Here is a 15894-nt window from a genome sequence, read left to right as displayed (position 1 = left end):
AATCATTATGGCTAAAAAGAAGAGCTTTCCATTACGTATTGATCCTGAATTACACGCAGTCATCGAAAAATGGGCGAATGATGAGTTTCGTAGCGTCAATGCACACATCGAGTATTTACTTCGAGAAATGGCAAAGCAAAAAGGAAAATTGAAAAAAGATAACAATGCATAAAAAATCCCGCTGAGAAATCAGCGGGATTTTTTACATATTAACTTCTCGTCATCTCATGCCCAATTGCACGATATCCTATATCACTTCGATAAAATAGACCATCACTCTCAATTTTACCGATTTCTTTATATACTTTATCTTTTGCTTCTTGTAAACTATTCGCCTTACAAGCAACAAATAGTACACGGCCACCGCTTGTCACAAAATCACCATGTTTCATTGCTGTACCAGCATGGAAAACAATCACATCTTGCAGTGCATCTAATCCGTTAATAATGTCACCTTTTTTATATGCTTCTGGATATCCTTTCGAAGCAAGTACAACACCAATTACGGCTTCCTCTGACCATTGTAATGTTAACTCACTTTCATCTAATACAGCGTTACATACGTCAACTAAATCATTTTCTAAGCGAGGTAATACTACTTCTGTTTCAGGATCGCCAAAGCGGGCATTAAATTCAATTACCTTTGGGCCATCATTTGTTAAAATAAGTCCCGCATATAAAATTCCTGTAAACGAACGGTTTTCTGCAATCATCGCTTTAGCAGTTGGATGTAATACCGTTTTTATCGCCTCTTGAACTGCTGATTCTGGAATTTGTGGTACTGGAGAATACGCACCCATTCCGCCTGTATTTGGACCTTTATCACCATCAAAAGCTCGTTTATGATCTTGCGCAATTACCATCGGATGCACAGTTGTTCCATTCACAAATGCCATTAATGAAAATTCTTGTCCATCTAAAAACTCTTCAATAACAACCTTCTTACTTGCTTCGCCAAACTTTACATCTTGTAGCATTTCTTTCGCAGCTTGCAATGCCTCTTCAAGTGTCATCGCTACTGTTACACCTTTACCAGCAGCTAAGCCGTCAGCCTTAATAACGATTGGCGCACCAACTTTTTGAATGTACTGTACTGCTTCCTCATAGTCTGTAAAAGTTTCATATGCTGCAGTTGGAATATCATACTTTTTCATAAGCTCTTTTGTAAAAGCTTTACTGCCTTCAATAACAGCAGCCACTTTATTTGGGCCAAACACACGAAGTCCCTCTTCTTTAAAACGATCAACAATTCCATTCATAAGTGGAATTTCTGGTCCAACGAAAGTTAATTCAACCTTATTCTCTTTAGCAAATAAAACTAATGCATCAAAATCATTTTCATCAATATCAACTGGTGTTGCAACATCTCGCATACCTTCATTACCTGGTGCTACATACACCTTCTCCACCTTTTCAGATTGTGCAAATTTCCAAGCTAAAGCATGCTCACGACCACCGCGGCCAATTACTAAAACATTCATATTTCATCCCCCAATAATTAAATAAGTACAAACTAGAAGCTATGCCCCTAGTTTGTTTTCATATCAATAAAAGTTTAAAAAAGAGGATCTAGAGAACCGAGCAGGTCGAGGCGCATTTGACAGGAGGACACGGAGTGTAGTTTTCCTACATGAGTACCGCACTGGCCATGCAACGACGACATGCGACAGTTATCTTGACCGGACTTTTTAAACATCCTCTATTAATGTTTGAAATGACGTACGCCAGTGAACACCATCGCAATCCCATACGCATCTGCCATCTTAATAGAATCTTCGTCACGGATTGATCCGCCTGGTTGAATGATTGCTGTAATTCCTGCTTTTGCTGCTTCTTCTACTGTATCTGGCATTGGGAAGAAAGCATCAGATGCAAGTGCGCTACCTTGTGCTTTTTCGCCAGCTTGTGTAATTGCGATTTTTGCAGAACCTACACGGTTCATCTGTCCTGCACCTACACCAACTGTCATGTTATCATTCGCTAAAACAATTGCGTTTGATTTCACATGTTTTACAACTTTCCAAGCTAGTTTTAAATCTTTCCACTCTTGCTCTGACGGTTCACGTTTCGTTGGAATTGAAATTGTACTTTCATCTAATGATAACGTATCTTCCTCTTGAACAAGAAGACCACCTTGTACAGAAGTTAGTTTTTTGCTTGCACTTGTCGCCTTTTCAATATTTACAGTTAGTAAACGTAAGTTTTTCTTACTTTGCAACACTTCTAAAGCTTCTTTTGAGAAAGAAGGTGCAATAATAATTTCTAAGAAAATTTCATGTAACTTTTCTGCTGTAGCTTTGTCAATTTCGCGATTCGCTGCGATAATGCCTCCAAAAATTGATACTGGATCTGCTTCATAAGCACGTGTGTATGCTTCATGAATATCAGTTCCTACTCCAACACCACATGGATTCATATGTTTTACTGCTACTACTGCTGGCTCTGTAAATTCTTTCACGATACTAAGTGCTGCATCTGCATCGTTAATATTGTTATAAGATAATTCCTTACCGTGTAATTGTTCTGCGTATGCAACAGAAGAAGTTACAGCGAATGGTGCTTTATAGAATGTTGCTTTTTGATGTGGATTTTCTCCATAGCGTAAATCTTGTTTTTTCTCAAATGTCACTGTTAATGTTTCTGGGCTTTCTTCACCCATTTGCTCTGTTAAGTAGTTAGAGATTAACGCATCATATGCAGCTGTATGGCGGAATACTTTAGCTGCTAATTTACGTTTCGTTTCTTCTTTTACTTCACCGTTCTCTTTCAGCTCTGCTAATACAACATCATAATCTACTGGATCTACAATTACCGATACAAATTTATGATTTTTCGCAGCAGAGCGGATCATTGTTGGGCCACCGATATCAATATTTTCAATCGCATCAGCAAATGTTACATCAGGCTTAGCGATTGTTTCTTTAAATGGGTATAAGTTAACAACAACAAAGTCAATTGCTTGAATACCTAACTCGTTCATTTGCGCTACATGCGTTTCATTATCGCGAACTGCTAATAGACCACCATGAATGTTTGGATGTAATGTTTTTACGCGGCCATCCATAATTTCTGGGAACCCCGTTACTTCAGAAATACCAATTACTTGTAAGCCGTTTTCTTCTAGTAATTTTTTCGTACCACCTGTTGATATAACTTCGATCCCTTGTTCTAGTAAACCTTTAACAAATTCTACTACTCCTGTTTTATCTGAAACACTTACTAATGCACGCTTTTTCATTTATCCTTCACCCCTGGTTGTATGTTAGTTAACAGTTGGTTCTTTCACAGACTGAACAATTTGATTCACTGTATTTACGTATAATTTATGTTCAACTTGTTGAATTTTCTTTTGTAAGTTTTCTCTCGTATCCCCTTCAGAAACAACTACTGCTTCTTGCGCAATAATTGGGCCTGTATCCATACCTGCATCTACATAATGAATTGTTACTCCAGTTACTTTCACACCTGCTTCTAACGCTTGACCAACAGCATCTTTACCCGGAAAACTCGGTAGTAGTGATGGATGAATATTAATAATCCTTCCGCCGTAAGCTTCTAGTAATGTCGGCCCAATTAAACGCATATATCCAGCTAAAATAACATAATCAATTTCATACTCTTCTAGCTTCTTTAATATTTCTTTTTCAAACGCTTCTTTTGATCCATACGCTTTCGCTGAAAAAGCGAAACATGGAATATGATGATAATGTGCCCGTCCAACAGCGCGTGCTTCTGGTTTATCACATACTAATAAACTAATATCTGCATCTAATCTTTTTTCTTCTACCGCATTGATGAGAGATTGAAAGTTAGATCCACTTCCAGAAGCAAAAACTGCTAATCTACTCATAGTGCTGTGCCCCCATTAAAGGTAACACCAGCGCCTTGTACAGTACGTCCAATAATACAAGCTGTTTCTCCTTGCTCTTCAAGAAGACGAACAACATCTTTTGCATCTTCTTCCTTCACCGCTACTACCATACCAATACCCATGTTAAAAATATTGAACATTTCTTTCTCTTCTAGCTTTCCAACTTCTTGAAGTAAATTGAAAATCGGTTGAATTTTCCAAGATCCTAATTCAATTTCTGCACCGATTCCTTCTGGTAACATACGTGGAATATTTTCAATGAATCCGCCACCTGTAATATGCGCCATACCGTATACTTCATATTTCTTCAATAGTTCTAAAATAGGTTTGACATAAATTTTCGTTGGTTTTAATAATTCTTCACCAAGAGGTAGTTCTAAGCGTCCGTAAATGCGATCTAAAGATAGTTCTCCATCCTCTAGTAATACTTTTCGTACTAAAGAATAACCATTACTATGAATACCGCTAGATGCTAAGCCAATTAATACTTGACCAGCTTCAATTTTTTCACCTGTTACAATTTTCTTTTTATCAACAATTCCAACTGTAAAACCAGCTAAATCATATTCTTCCGTAGAATACATTCCTGGCATTTCAGCTGTTTCTCCACCAATTAATGCACAACCAGCTTGGCGACAGCCCTCTGATATACCTTTGACGATGTTTTCAATTTTACTAGGTTCAGCTTTACCACAAGCAATATAATCAAGGAAGAAAAGCGGCTCTGCTCCTTGGACAACAATATCATTTACACACATTGCTACTGCATCAATACCTATTGTGTCATGTTTATCTGCCATAAAAGCGAGCATCAATTTCGTTCCCACGCCATCTGTTCCAGATACTAATACAGGTTCTTCTAATGCAAATTTTGATAGATCAAACATACCTCCAAAACCGCCTAGACCGCCTAGTACTTCTTTTCTCATTGTTGTTTGTACGTGTTTTTTCATGCGAGATACCGCTTCATATCCAGCTTCAATATCTACTCCTGCTTGCTTATATGCATTCGCCATCGTTATCTACACCTCGTCTTTTAATTTCTCCCTATCCAGGGCCGGCCGTTTTAAGAAAGAAGCTAGCTTCTACATCAAAAGAAGTAGAAGCTTTTTTCTTCTTATTTCATACTTTCTAAAAGCTCTTGCTCATAATCATAAAGAGCTGTTGGATAATCTCCATTGAAGTACGCCATACACAGACCGCCATATTTCCCTTCATATGGACGTCCAATTGCATCTACTAATCCATCTTCACTTAAAAATGTTAAAGAATCTGCTCCGATGATTTGACGGATTTCTTCTATTGAATTATTTGCTGCGATTAATTCTTTTCTCGTTTGAATATCAATGCCATAGAAACATGGATACTTAAGAGGTGGTGAAGCAATTCTTACATGGACTTCTGTCGCTCCAGCCTCGCGAAGCATACGAACAATTCGTTTACTCGTCGTTCCTCTTACGATAGAATCGTCAATCATCACAACTCGTTTTCCTTCAACTACGCCTCTTACTGCTGAAAGCTTCATCTTAACCCCTTGCTCACGCAGTTCTTGAGAAGGTTGAATAAACGTACGTCCAACATAACGATTTTTAATTAATCCTAACTCGTATGGAATTCCTGTCGCCTCCGCGTAACCAATTGCCGCTGAAATACTAGAGTCTGGTACACCAGTAACAACATCAGCTTCAATAGGAGCTTCTGCGGCCAAACGTTTTCCCATGTTTTTACGTGCTGCATGGACGTTAATACCTGCAATATTAGAATCCGGACGTGCAAAGTAAATGTACTCCATACTACAAATTGCATGATCTACTTCATTTGTAAAACGATCTACGTGAATTCCTTCATCATTGATGATCAGTAATTCACCTGGTTCTACATCACGAATGTATGTTGCACCTACTACATCGAAAGCACATGTTTCTGATGCTACAACGTAAGCATCCCCCATCTTTCCAATTGAAAGAGGACGGAATCCATTCGGATCTAGCGCAACGATCATTTCATTTCCGGTTAGTAAAAGATATGCAAACGCACCTTTCACTTTATTTAGGGCCTCTTTTACACTTTCAATTAAAGAATTTTTCGTACTACGTTTAATGAGATGTAAAAGTACTTCTGTATCTGAACTTGTTTGGAAAATACTTCCCTCTGCCTCTAACTCACGACGAAGCATCTTTGCGTTAATTAAATTTCCGTTATGAGCTAATGCCATACTATGATCAGAAAAACGGAATAATAATGGTTGAACGTTAGCAACTTCACTTCCACCAGCTGTCGCATATCGTACGTGTCCAATTGCTGATTTTCCGTTTAAGCCTTCTAGCTCACCTCTTGAAAACACTTCTGATATTAAACCTAACCCCTTGTGACCGACGATTTTCTCACCATTATTTACAACGATGCCTGCGCCTTCTTGTCCACGGTGCTGTAAACTATGCAATCCGTAGTACGAAACTTGTGCTGCATTTTCATGCCCCCAAATTCCGAAAACGCCACACTCTTCATTTAACCCCTTTATTTCAGCAAGCATGGGATTGCCCCTTTCCAAGCCTTTCTCATTTCATCTACATTTGCTGTAAGTAATACTTCATTTTCTTCATTATGAATTGTTACTTCATTTGTATTTGTCACTTCGCCAACTTGAATTGCTTCTACTGCTTTCTCGAATGCTTCCTTATTTTCACGTTTTACAGTTATAACGAAGCGAGATTGTGATTCTGCAAATAATGCTGCTGTTGCTTCTCCATCTAATTTCACAGTAGCACCTAAACCTTGTGCACCAATTGCACTTTCAGTAATTGCAACTGCTAAACCACCTTCTGCAACATCATGTGCAGATTGAACAAGGCCAGCTTGAATCGCTTCTAGTACTTGTTTTTGGCGTTTTAATTCTACATCTAGATCGATGCTTGGTGATTGACCGAAAATTTTGCCGTAAATCATTTTCTGTAATTCACTTCCACCGAACTCAGCTTTCGTCTCTCCAATTACATAAACTAAATCGCCAGCTTGCTTAAACTCTTGTGTTGTTACATGTTTTAAATCGTGTACAAGTCCAACCATCCCAACTGTCGGTGTTGGATATACCGCTTCACCACTACGTTCGTTATACATTGATACGTTTCCGCCAATAACTGGTGTTTGTAATGTGCGGCAAGCTTCACTCATACCATCTACTGATTTCTCAATTTGCCAGAAGATTTCTGGTTTTTCTGGATTACCAAAGTTTAAGCAATCTGTAATTGCAAGTGGCTCTCCCCCAGAACATACGATATTACGTGCTGCCTCTGCTACTGCAATTTTACCGCCCACTTCTGGATCTAAATAAATGTAGCGAGAGTTACAATCTGTCGTCATTGCTAATCCTTTTTCTGTACCGCGTACACGTACAACTGCTGCATCTGAACCTGGTGTAACAACTGTGCTTGTGCGAACTTGATAATCATATTGATCATAAACCCACTCTTTGCTTGCAATCGTCGGTTGTTGTAATAGAGCGAATAACGTTTCTTTATAATTTTCTACTTTTGGTGTTTCCATTTCCATTGCCTGGAATTCAGCAAAGTATGCTGCTTCTTTTGATGGCTTATGATAAATTGGTGCTTCTTCTGCAAGAGCATCTGCTGGTACTTCAGCTACCTTTTCACCTTTATGGAATAAGCGAAGCATTTTGTCTTCCGTTACTTTCCCCATCGTAACGGCTGCAAGACCATACTTCTCAAATAAATCTACTATTTCTTGCTCTCTACCCTTTTTCACGACGATTAGCATACGTTCTTGTGATTCAGATAGCATCATTTCATATGGTGTCATTCCTGTTTCGCGCTGTGGTACATCATCTAAGTACATTTCAATACCCATACCTGCTTTACTTGCCATTTCTGCAGAAGATGATGTTAAACCAGCTGCACCCATATCTTGAATTCCCACAAGTGCATCCGATTGAATAAGTTCTAAGCAAGCTTCAATAAGAAGTTTCTCCATAAATGGATCTCCTACTTGAACTGCTGGACGCTTCGCTTCTGAGCTTTCAGATAACTCTTCGGATGCGAATGTTGCACCGTGAATACCGTCACGACCAGTTGATGCTCCTACGTACATTACTGTATTTCCAGCACCGTGCGCTTGCCCTTTTTTTATATCTTCATGATTAATTAAACCTACGCACATTGCATTTACAAGTGGATTTCCTTCATAACATGGATCAAACTGTACTTCGCCGCCAACAGTCGGAATACCGATACAGTTACCGTATCCTGCAATCCCTGCTACTACTTCTTCGAATAAATATTTCACACGTGGTGACTGTAATTCACCGAAGCGGAGTGAGTTTAATAGAGCTACCGGGCGTGCTCCCATAGAGAATACGTCACGGATGATACCACCAACGCCTGTTGCTGCTCCTTGATATGGTTCAATAGCAGAAGGATGGTTATGACTTTCCATTTTAAATACAACCGCTTGATTATCACCAATATCTACAATTCCAGCACCTTCCCCAGGTCCTTGCAGAACGCGCTCACCTGTCGTTGGGAATTTTCGAAGTACTGGCTTTGAATTTTTATAACTGCAATGTTCAGACCACATAACAGAGAATAATCCTGTTTCTGTATAATTTGGCAGACGGCCTAAAATCTTTTCAACCATGGCAAACTCTTCGTCTGTTAGCCCCATTTCCGCATATATGCGCTCTTCTTTAATTTGTGTTGGATTTGGTTCAAGCATTAACGACATATGTTTCCCTCCACTGTTTTAAGATAGATTGAAAGACTTTTAACCCTTCAGCACCGCCAAGTAATTCATCTACAGCACGCTCTGGGTGTGGCATCATACCAAGTACATTTCCTTTTTCGTTTACAATACCAGCAATATCTGAAACGCTTCCATTCGGATTTTCTACGTAACGGAATGCGATTTGATTATTCTCTTCTAATCTTTTTAGCGTTTCTTCATCACAATAGTAATTCCCCTCACCATGCGCGATTGGAATATTGATTACTTCATCTTTTTCATATTGTGATGTAAACATCGTTTCATTATTTTCAACACGCAGCTGAACTGTTCGGCACATAAATTTTAAGTTTTCGTTTCTCATTAACGCTCCTGGTAGTAATCCTGATTCAACAAGAATCTGGAATCCATTACATACACCTAAAATCGGCTTTCCTTGCTCAGCAGCTTTTTGCACTGCTTTCATTGCGTTAGCAAAGCGAGAAATAGCACCACAACGTAAATAGTCACCGTAAGAGAATCCACCAGGTAGTAAAATTGCATCATATTCATCTAAATTCTCTCTATCGTGCCAAACGTAATCTACTTCTTCACCGAGCTCATCTTTAATTGCATGGAACATATCGACATCACAGTTCGAACCTGGGAATACTATGACTGCAAATTTCACTGTGCGACAACCTCCTCAACTTCATAACGGAAGTCTTCCATTACAACGTTTGTTAATAGTTTTTCACACATTTCTTTTACCTTTGCGTCAAGGTCAGATACTGATTTATCAATTGTTAATTCCATATATTTTCCGATTCGAACGTCTTGTACTTCTGTGAACGAAAGACTATGAAGTGCTCCTTTTACTGCTGTTCCTTGTGGATCTAATACGCTTTCTCTTAATGTTACATATACCTTAACTTTATACATGTGAAATTCCCCCTAAACGTTTTAAAATCTCTTCATAAGCATCTGTTAAATTTCCAAGATCGCGACGGAATACGTCTTTATCAAACTTTTCATTGCTCGTTTCATCCCATAAACGGCAAGTATCTGGTGAAATTTCATCTGCTAAAATAATTTCTCCTTCTTCCGTTACACCAAACTCTAATTTGAAATCTACTAGTCTTACACGACAGCTTGCGAAATGATCAATCAACACTTGATTGATTTGTAGAGCCATTTCTCGTAATACACTTACTTGCTCTGGCGATGCAACTTTTAATACACGAATATGATCTTCCGTTACAAGCGGATCTCCTAAATCATCATCTTTGAAGTAAAATTCTACGATGGGTTCTGCAAGTACAGTTCCCTCTTCCATTCCTAATCGTTTTGAAAGACTTCCTGCAATTACATTTCTTGTGACAACTTCTAAAGGAATAATACTCACTTTTTTAACAAGTTGCTCTGTCTCAGATAACTTCTCAACAAAATGTGTTTTAATTCCTACTTCTTGTAACTTTCTGAACAATAAAATTGTAATCTCATTGTTCAAACGACCTTTTCCTGTAATCGTCTCTTTTTTCTCCCCATTGAAAGCAGTCGCACTATCTTTGTACTCTACCCAAACCATATCTGCTGATTCTGTACGATAAATTCTTTTTGCCTTACCTTCATACAGCAATTCTAGCTTTTGCATTTCGCAAGCCCCCTGTAGTTTGAAAAATGTGAATAATATTTTTATAAAGAATGGCACAGAATGACTCTATTCTGTGCCATATAAAATTTTAAGCTTCGTTTAATCCTAGGCGTTCAAAGATTGTATCAACGTGTTGCATATGATGCTCATAGTTGAAGCATTCATTAATTTCTTCTTGTGTTAGCTTGCTCGTAATACGCTCATCAGCCTCTACAAGCTCTTTAAATTGTACTTGTGTTTCCCAAGCTTCCATCGCTTTAGGTTGTACGATATCATAAGCTTCTTCACGTACCATACCTTTGTCGATTAATGTAAGCATTACACGCTGAGAATAGATTAAGCCGTATGTTCTTGTCATATTGCGTTTCATATTCTCTGGGTATACAGTTAAGTTTTTAACGATATTACCAAAGCGATTTAACATGTAATTTAATGCGATTGTAGCATCTGGTAAAATTACGCGTTCCGCCGAAGAGTGAGAAATATCACGCTCATGCCATAATGGAACATTCTCATACGCTGTCATCATATAACCGCGGATAACACGAGCTAAACCAGTCATATTTTCAGATCCGATTGGATTACGTTTATGTGGCATTGCAGAAGAACCTTTTTGGCCTTTTGCGAAAGCTTCTTCAACTTCACGTGTTTCACTCTTTTGTAAACCACGAATCTCAACTGCCATCTTTTCGATAGATGTTGCAATTAGTGCAAGTGTTGACATGTAATGAGCATGGCGATCACGTTGCAATGTTTGTGTTGAAATTGGTGCTGCTTCTAATCCTAAGTTTTCACAAACATACTTTTCTACGAATGGATCGATATTTGCGTATGTACCAACCGCACCAGATAATTTACCGACGCGAACTGTATCAGCAGCTTGTTTGAAACGCTCTACGTTACGTTTCATTTCTTCATACCAAAGACCAAGTTTTAAACCAAATGTTGTTGGTTCTGCATGAACACCATGTGTTCTTCCCATCATGATCGTGTATTTATGCTCTTTCGCTTTGTTAGCTAAAATGCTTACAAAGTTTTCTAAGTCTTTTAATATGATTTCATTTGCTTGTTTTAAGATGTAAGATAACGCTGTATCTACTACGTCTGTAGATGTTAAACCGTAATGAACCCATTTACGTTCCTCACCTAATGTTGGTGTTTCTGATACTGCACGAGTGAATGCAACTACGTCATGACGTGTCTCTTTTTCAATTTCATAAATACGATCAATATCAAATGATGCATGCTCACGAATTTTTTTAACATCTTCTTTTGGAATATCGCCAAGCTCAGCCCATGCTTCACAAGCTAAAATCTCAACTTCTAACCACGCTTTAAATTTGTTCTCTTCCGTCCAAATTGCACCCATTTCTGGGCGTGTATAACGACTAATCATCTTTTTCCCTCCAACAGTTGTTCTTGATGGTCCCAAATATGCAAACTCTTCGCTTTTTCTAGAGCGACTTCAATATTATCATTTAAAATATTAACATGCCCCATTTTCCGCTGCGCTTTTGCTTCTTCTTTTCCATACAAGTGTAAATAGCACCCGGTTAATCTATTCACTTGTCTTAGGACCCCTTCTATATGTTCGCCTAAAATGTTTACCATGACAACTGGTTTTAACAAATTTGTTTCTCCAAGAGGTAAATTACAGATTGCTCGAATATGTTGACCAAATTGACTCGTTTCACATGCATCCTGTGTATAGTGTCCTGAATTGTGAGGTCTTGGTGCTAATTCATTAATATAAATCTCACCATCAGCTGTAGCAAACATCTCTACCGCTAGTGTTCCCACAAGTTCTAGTTCATCCGCGAGCACTTTTGCATAAGCAATTGCTTTTTGAGAAAGTTCTTCTGTAATGCGAGCTGGAACGATAGATTCATGCAAAATGTTATTTACATGAATATTTTCCGCTACCGGAAATACTTTCGTTTCACCACTTACACTACGAATCACAATAACGGATACTTCTTTTTCAAAAGGCACCCATTTCTCTAAAATACACTCTGCTGCATTCGCAAGCTCTCGCGCTTTATCAACGTCAGCTTCACTTCTTAAAACAACTTGCCCTTTCCCATCATATCCACCTGTCGTCGTTTTTAAGACGGAAGGATATGATAACTCGGCGATTGCTTCAGTAAGCTGATCTTGATTTTGAACCAATCTATACGTTGCTACTGGTAATCCTGCTTTTTCAATCGCATTCTTTTCTGTAAAACGATTTTGTGTTTTACTTAACAACTGACTGCCTTGTGGTAAGTAAGCATGTTTTTCTAGCCATTGTAAACATCTATAATCAATATTCTCAAATTCATATGTGACAACATCACTGATCTCTGCTAAATGCTGAATTGCTTTTAAATCGTCATATGGTGCAACAATTTCAATATCAGCAACTTGTGCACATGGTGAATTTTTTGTAGGATCTAAAACAGCAATTTTATATCCCATCTCCTTAGCTGCCAATGCCATCATTCTTCCTAGCTGGCCGCCTCCAATAATGCCGATTGTTTTTCCAGGTAAAATGATTCTCGTCATACTAGCTCACTACCTTCGCGCACATCTTTTTCAATTGCTTCTCTTCTCAATTCTAATGCATCATGTATATCATCATGGAATGATCCAAGTATTTGTGCAGCAAGTAAACCAGCATTTGTTGAACCAGCCTTACCAATTGCAACAGTTGCAACAGGAACCCCTCCTGGCATTTGGACGATGGATAATAATGAATCTAAGCCGTTTAACGCTTTTGATTGAACTGGGACTCCGATTACAGGAAGATTCGTCTTCGCTGCAACCATTCCTGGTAAATGTGCTGCCCCGCCAGCTCCAGCAATAATAACTTTCAATCCACGTTCACGAGCCGTCTCTGCATATTCAAACATATAATCCGGAGTCCGATGAGCTGATACAACTTTTTTCTCATACGGTATATTTAATTCATCTAAAATGTCACAAGCATATTTCATTGTTTTCCAGTCTGACGTGCTTCCCATTATGACTCCAACTAGTGATTTCATATTAGAATCCCCCCGATTCAAATAAAAAAAGCCTGAAATAGAACAGTTTCTCTTTTACTATGAGAGAAAGCGCTCTACTCAGGCATACGTATCCCTTGTGAATAGAAAAATACCGAGTGACTTTCCCTCATAGTCTAACGAATAACGGTCGTTAGGTAGAGACTTGCAGGCCATATCCCCGCGATTATATGAGGTCTTATATATTATTCTTTCTATGGTTATATTAACAATATTTCATAAACAATGTCAACAAATAATCGAATGTTTTTTTATTACTCACCAATAACGTTCGTGTTTTAGTTATATTCAAAAGAAGAATTGCAACTATATGCAAGAAGGAGGGGGAATTAGAATATATATTTCTAGAGATCTATTGTACACATAACGGTTTGTATACTTATTCCGTATGCTTTAATATAAAGCATATCGTTTATATTCATTTTATTTATAAGGAAGACAATAATGAAAACACGAACTACACTTTTTCATTATTGTCTTCCTTTGTATCGCAGTCATTGCTGTAATGATTGAATACTTATTTATATCATCCCACTTTTTAAAATATATACTTGTGGTAGAAATAACGTTTCCTATCATAAAGATTATTTTAGGAACACTCGGAAAACCTAGAAAACAAAAAATCATTGCTATTACTTTAAATAGCCTCATTTTCATTCTTTTTTCTTCTTTAGGGTCATTAAACTTATAGATATTAACATTTGGTAAATAAAAATAAACACAAAAAAACTAAGTCGAATCGACTTAGTTTTTTGCTTGGCGACGTCCTACTCTCACAGGGACAAGGTCCCAACTACCATCGGCGCTAGAGAGCTTAACTTCCGTGTTCGGTATGGGAACGGGTGTGACCTCTCTGCCATCATCACCAAACTGATGAAGGTATATTCCTTCAAAACTAGATAACATTTGCTTCATATTATATGGTTAAGTCCTCGATCTATTAGTATTCGTCAGCTCCACATGTCACCATGCTTCCACCTCGAACCTATCAACCTGATCATCTTTCAGGGATCTTACTAGCTTACGCTATGGGAAATCTCATCTTGAGGGGGGCTTCATGCTTAGATGCTTTCAGCACTTATCCCTTCCGCACATAGCTACCCAGCTATGCCCTTGGCAGAACAACTGGTACACCAGCGGTGCGTCCATCCCGGTCCTCTCGTACTAAGGACAGCTCCTCTCAAATTTCCTACGCCCACGACGGATAGGGACCGAACTGTCTCACGACGTTCTGAACCCAGCTCGCGTACCGCTTTAATGGGCGAACAGCCCAACCCTTGGGACCGACTACAGCCCCAGGATGCGATGAGCCGACATCGAGGTGCCAAACCTCCCCGTCGATGTGGACTCTTGGGGGAGATAAGCCTGTTATCCCCGGGGTAGCTTTTATCCGTTGAGCGATGGCCCTTCCATGCGGAACCACCGGATCACTAAGCCCGACTTTCGTCCCTGCTCGACTTGTAGGTCTCGCAGTCAAGCTCCCTTATGCCTTTGCACTCTACGAATGATTTCCAACCATTCTGAGGGAACCTTTGGGCGCCTCCGTTACACTTTAGGAGGCGACCGCCCCAGTCAAACTGCCCACCTGACACTGTCTCCCGGGTCGATAAGACCCGTAGGTTAGAATTTCAATACAGTCAGGGCGGTATCCCACCAGCGCCTCCACCGAAGCTAGCGCTCCGGTTTCAATGGCTCCCGCCTATCCTGTACAAACTGTACCAAAATTCAATATCAGGCTACAGTAAAGCTCCACGGGGTCTTTCCGTCCTGTCGCGGGTAACCTGCATCTTCACAGGTACTATAATTTCACCGAGTCTCTGGTTGAGACAGTGCCCAAATCGTTACACCTTTCGTGCGGGTCGGAACTTACCCGACAAGGAATTTCGCTACCTTAGGACCGTTATAGTTACGGCCGCCGTTTACTGGGGCTTCAGTTCAGAGCTTCGCTTACGCTAACCCCTCTCCTTAACCTTCCAGCACCGGGCAGGTGTCAGCCCCTATACTTCGCCTTACGGCTTCGCAGAGACCTGTGTTTTTGCTAAACAGTCGCTTGGGCCTATTCACTGCGGCTTTCCGTTAAGAAAGCACCCCTTCTCCCGAAGTTACGGGGTCATTTTGCCGAGTTCCTTAACCAGAGTTCTCTCGCACACCTTAGGATTCTCTCCTCGCCTACCTGTGTCGGTTTGCGGTACAGGCACCTTTTATCTCGCTAGAAGCTTTTCTTGGCAGCGGGGAATCAAAGACTTCGCTCCATAAGGAGCTTCCCCATCACAGCTCAGCCTTCACGATAAGCGGATTTGCCTACTTATCAGCCTAACTGCTTGGACGTGCACAACCAATCGCACGCTTCTTCTATCCTTCTGCGTCCCTCCATTGCTCAAACGATAAAGAGGTGGTACAGGAATATCAACCTGTTGTCCATCGCCTACGCCTGTCGGCCTCGGCTTAGGTCCTGACTAACCCTGAGCGGACGAGCCTTCCTCAGGAAACCTTAGGCATTCGGTGGACGGGATTCTCACCCGTCTTTCGCTACTCATACCGGCATTCTCACTTCTAAGCGCTCCACCAGTCCTTCCGGTCTGACTTCACTGCACTTAGAACGCTCCCCTACC

At 39.7% G+C, this 15894-nt stretch carries 13 protein-coding genes, 2 rRNA genes, 1 pseudogene and 1 riboswitch (1 of these 17 only partly in view); of the genes and pseudogenes, 2 read left to right on the top strand and 14 right to left on the bottom strand.

Annotation, left to right across the window (positions count from 1 at the left end; translation table 11 throughout):
* The first annotated feature begins 7 nt into the window (after positions 1-7).
* A complete protein-coding gene (locus tag KZZ19_RS01760) occupies positions 8-172 on the top strand; it encodes a toxin-antitoxin system HicB family antitoxin (protein ID WP_088094919.1) in 165 nt (54 codons plus the stop codon).
* Between the two features lie 37 nt (positions 173-209).
* Here the strand turns inward: KZZ19_RS01760 and purD are convergent, their stop codons facing one another.
* The 12 genes from purD to purE all read right to left on the bottom strand — a co-directional run bounded on the left by purD (position 210) and on the right by purE (position 13264).
* The gene (purD, locus tag KZZ19_RS01755; protein WP_237981915.1) at positions 210-1481 is read right to left on the bottom strand and encodes a phosphoribosylamine--glycine ligase; all 1272 of its coding nucleotides are present in this window, start codon (positions 1479-1481) and stop codon (positions 210-212) included.
* Positions 1482-1702: 221 nt separating this feature from the next.
* Positions 1703-3238: a bifunctional phosphoribosylaminoimidazolecarboxamide formyltransferase/IMP cyclohydrolase gene (purH, locus tag KZZ19_RS01750; RefSeq protein WP_088094917.1), complete on the bottom strand. Its 1536-nt coding sequence runs from the start codon at positions 3236-3238 to the stop codon at positions 1703-1705.
* Positions 3239-3262: 24 nt separating this feature from the next.
* Entirely contained in the window at positions 3263-3850 is a 588-nt protein-coding gene (gene purN, locus KZZ19_RS01745) for a phosphoribosylglycinamide formyltransferase (RefSeq protein ID WP_088094916.1), read from the bottom strand.
* On the bottom strand, positions 3847-4887 hold the full coding sequence (purM, locus tag KZZ19_RS01740; protein ID WP_237981914.1) for a phosphoribosylformylglycinamidine cyclo-ligase: 1041 nt from the start codon (positions 4885-4887) through the stop codon (positions 3847-3849). Before purM ends, purN begins: the two co-directional genes overlap by 4 nt.
* Before the next feature lie 101 nt (positions 4888-4988).
* The gene (gene purF, locus KZZ19_RS01735) at positions 4989-6404 is read right to left on the bottom strand and encodes an amidophosphoribosyltransferase (RefSeq protein WP_237981913.1); all 1416 of its coding nucleotides are present in this window, start codon (positions 6402-6404) and stop codon (positions 4989-4991) included.
* The gene (gene purL / locus KZZ19_RS01730) at positions 6389-8608 is read right to left on the bottom strand and encodes a phosphoribosylformylglycinamidine synthase II (protein WP_237981912.1); all 2220 of its coding nucleotides are present in this window, start codon (positions 8606-8608) and stop codon (positions 6389-6391) included. The genes purF and purL overlap by 16 nt, the downstream gene beginning before the upstream one ends.
* A complete protein-coding gene (purQ, locus tag KZZ19_RS01725; RefSeq protein ID WP_088094913.1) occupies positions 8592-9275 on the bottom strand; it encodes a phosphoribosylformylglycinamidine synthase subunit PurQ in 684 nt (227 codons plus the stop codon). Before purQ ends, purL begins: the two co-directional genes overlap by 17 nt.
* A complete protein-coding gene (purS, locus tag KZZ19_RS01720) occupies positions 9272-9526 on the bottom strand; it encodes a phosphoribosylformylglycinamidine synthase subunit PurS (RefSeq protein WP_000278821.1) in 255 nt (84 codons plus the stop codon). The genes purQ and purS overlap by 4 nt, the downstream gene beginning before the upstream one ends.
* Positions 9519-10238 carry a phosphoribosylaminoimidazolesuccinocarboxamide synthase gene (gene purC, locus KZZ19_RS01715; RefSeq protein WP_237981911.1) on the bottom strand — a complete coding sequence of 240 codons (720 nt, stop codon included), beginning with the start codon at positions 10236-10238 and terminating at the stop codon, positions 9519-9521. Before purC ends, purS begins: the two co-directional genes overlap by 8 nt.
* Before the next feature lie 88 nt (positions 10239-10326).
* Complete coding sequence (gene purB, locus KZZ19_RS01710; protein ID WP_000625687.1) at positions 10327-11634, bottom strand: adenylosuccinate lyase; 1308 nt, start codon at positions 11632-11634, stop codon at positions 10327-10329.
* The gene (gene purK, locus KZZ19_RS01705; RefSeq protein ID WP_098341952.1) at positions 11631-12782 is read right to left on the bottom strand and encodes a 5-(carboxyamino)imidazole ribonucleotide synthase; all 1152 of its coding nucleotides are present in this window, start codon (positions 12780-12782) and stop codon (positions 11631-11633) included. Before purK ends, purB begins: the two co-directional genes overlap by 4 nt.
* Positions 12779-13264: a 5-(carboxyamino)imidazole ribonucleotide mutase gene (gene purE, locus KZZ19_RS01700; RefSeq protein ID WP_237981910.1), complete on the bottom strand. Its 486-nt coding sequence runs from the start codon at positions 13262-13264 to the stop codon at positions 12779-12781. Before purE ends, purK begins: the two co-directional genes overlap by 4 nt.
* A 110-nt stretch (positions 13265-13374) precedes the next feature.
* A riboswitch (purine riboswitch) is annotated at positions 13375-13476 on the bottom strand.
* A gap of 250 nt (positions 13477-13726) precedes the next feature.
* On the opposite strand from purE, the pseudogene KZZ19_RS01695 reads away from it, so the two are divergent.
* Positions 13727-13973 (top strand): annotated as a pseudogene (locus KZZ19_RS01695) (hypothetical protein).
* A 63-nt stretch (positions 13974-14036) separates the two neighbouring features.
* Here the strand turns inward: KZZ19_RS01695 and rrf are convergent.
* Both rrf and KZZ19_RS01685 read right to left on the bottom strand, forming a co-directional pair.
* Positions 14037-14152: ribosomal RNA gene (rrf, locus tag KZZ19_RS01690) — 5S ribosomal RNA — on the bottom strand.
* A gap of 50 nt (positions 14153-14202) precedes the next feature.
* Positions 14203-15894 (bottom strand): 23S ribosomal RNA (locus tag KZZ19_RS01685) (it continues 1230 nt past the right edge of the window).

Source organism: Bacillus thuringiensis (assembly GCF_022095615.2).
Lineage (GTDB): Bacteria > Bacillota > Bacilli > Bacillales > Bacillaceae_G > Bacillus_A > Bacillus_A cereus_AG.
Note: the sequence above shows the minus strand (reverse complement) of the source record. Positions and strands in the feature narration are given on the sequence as shown.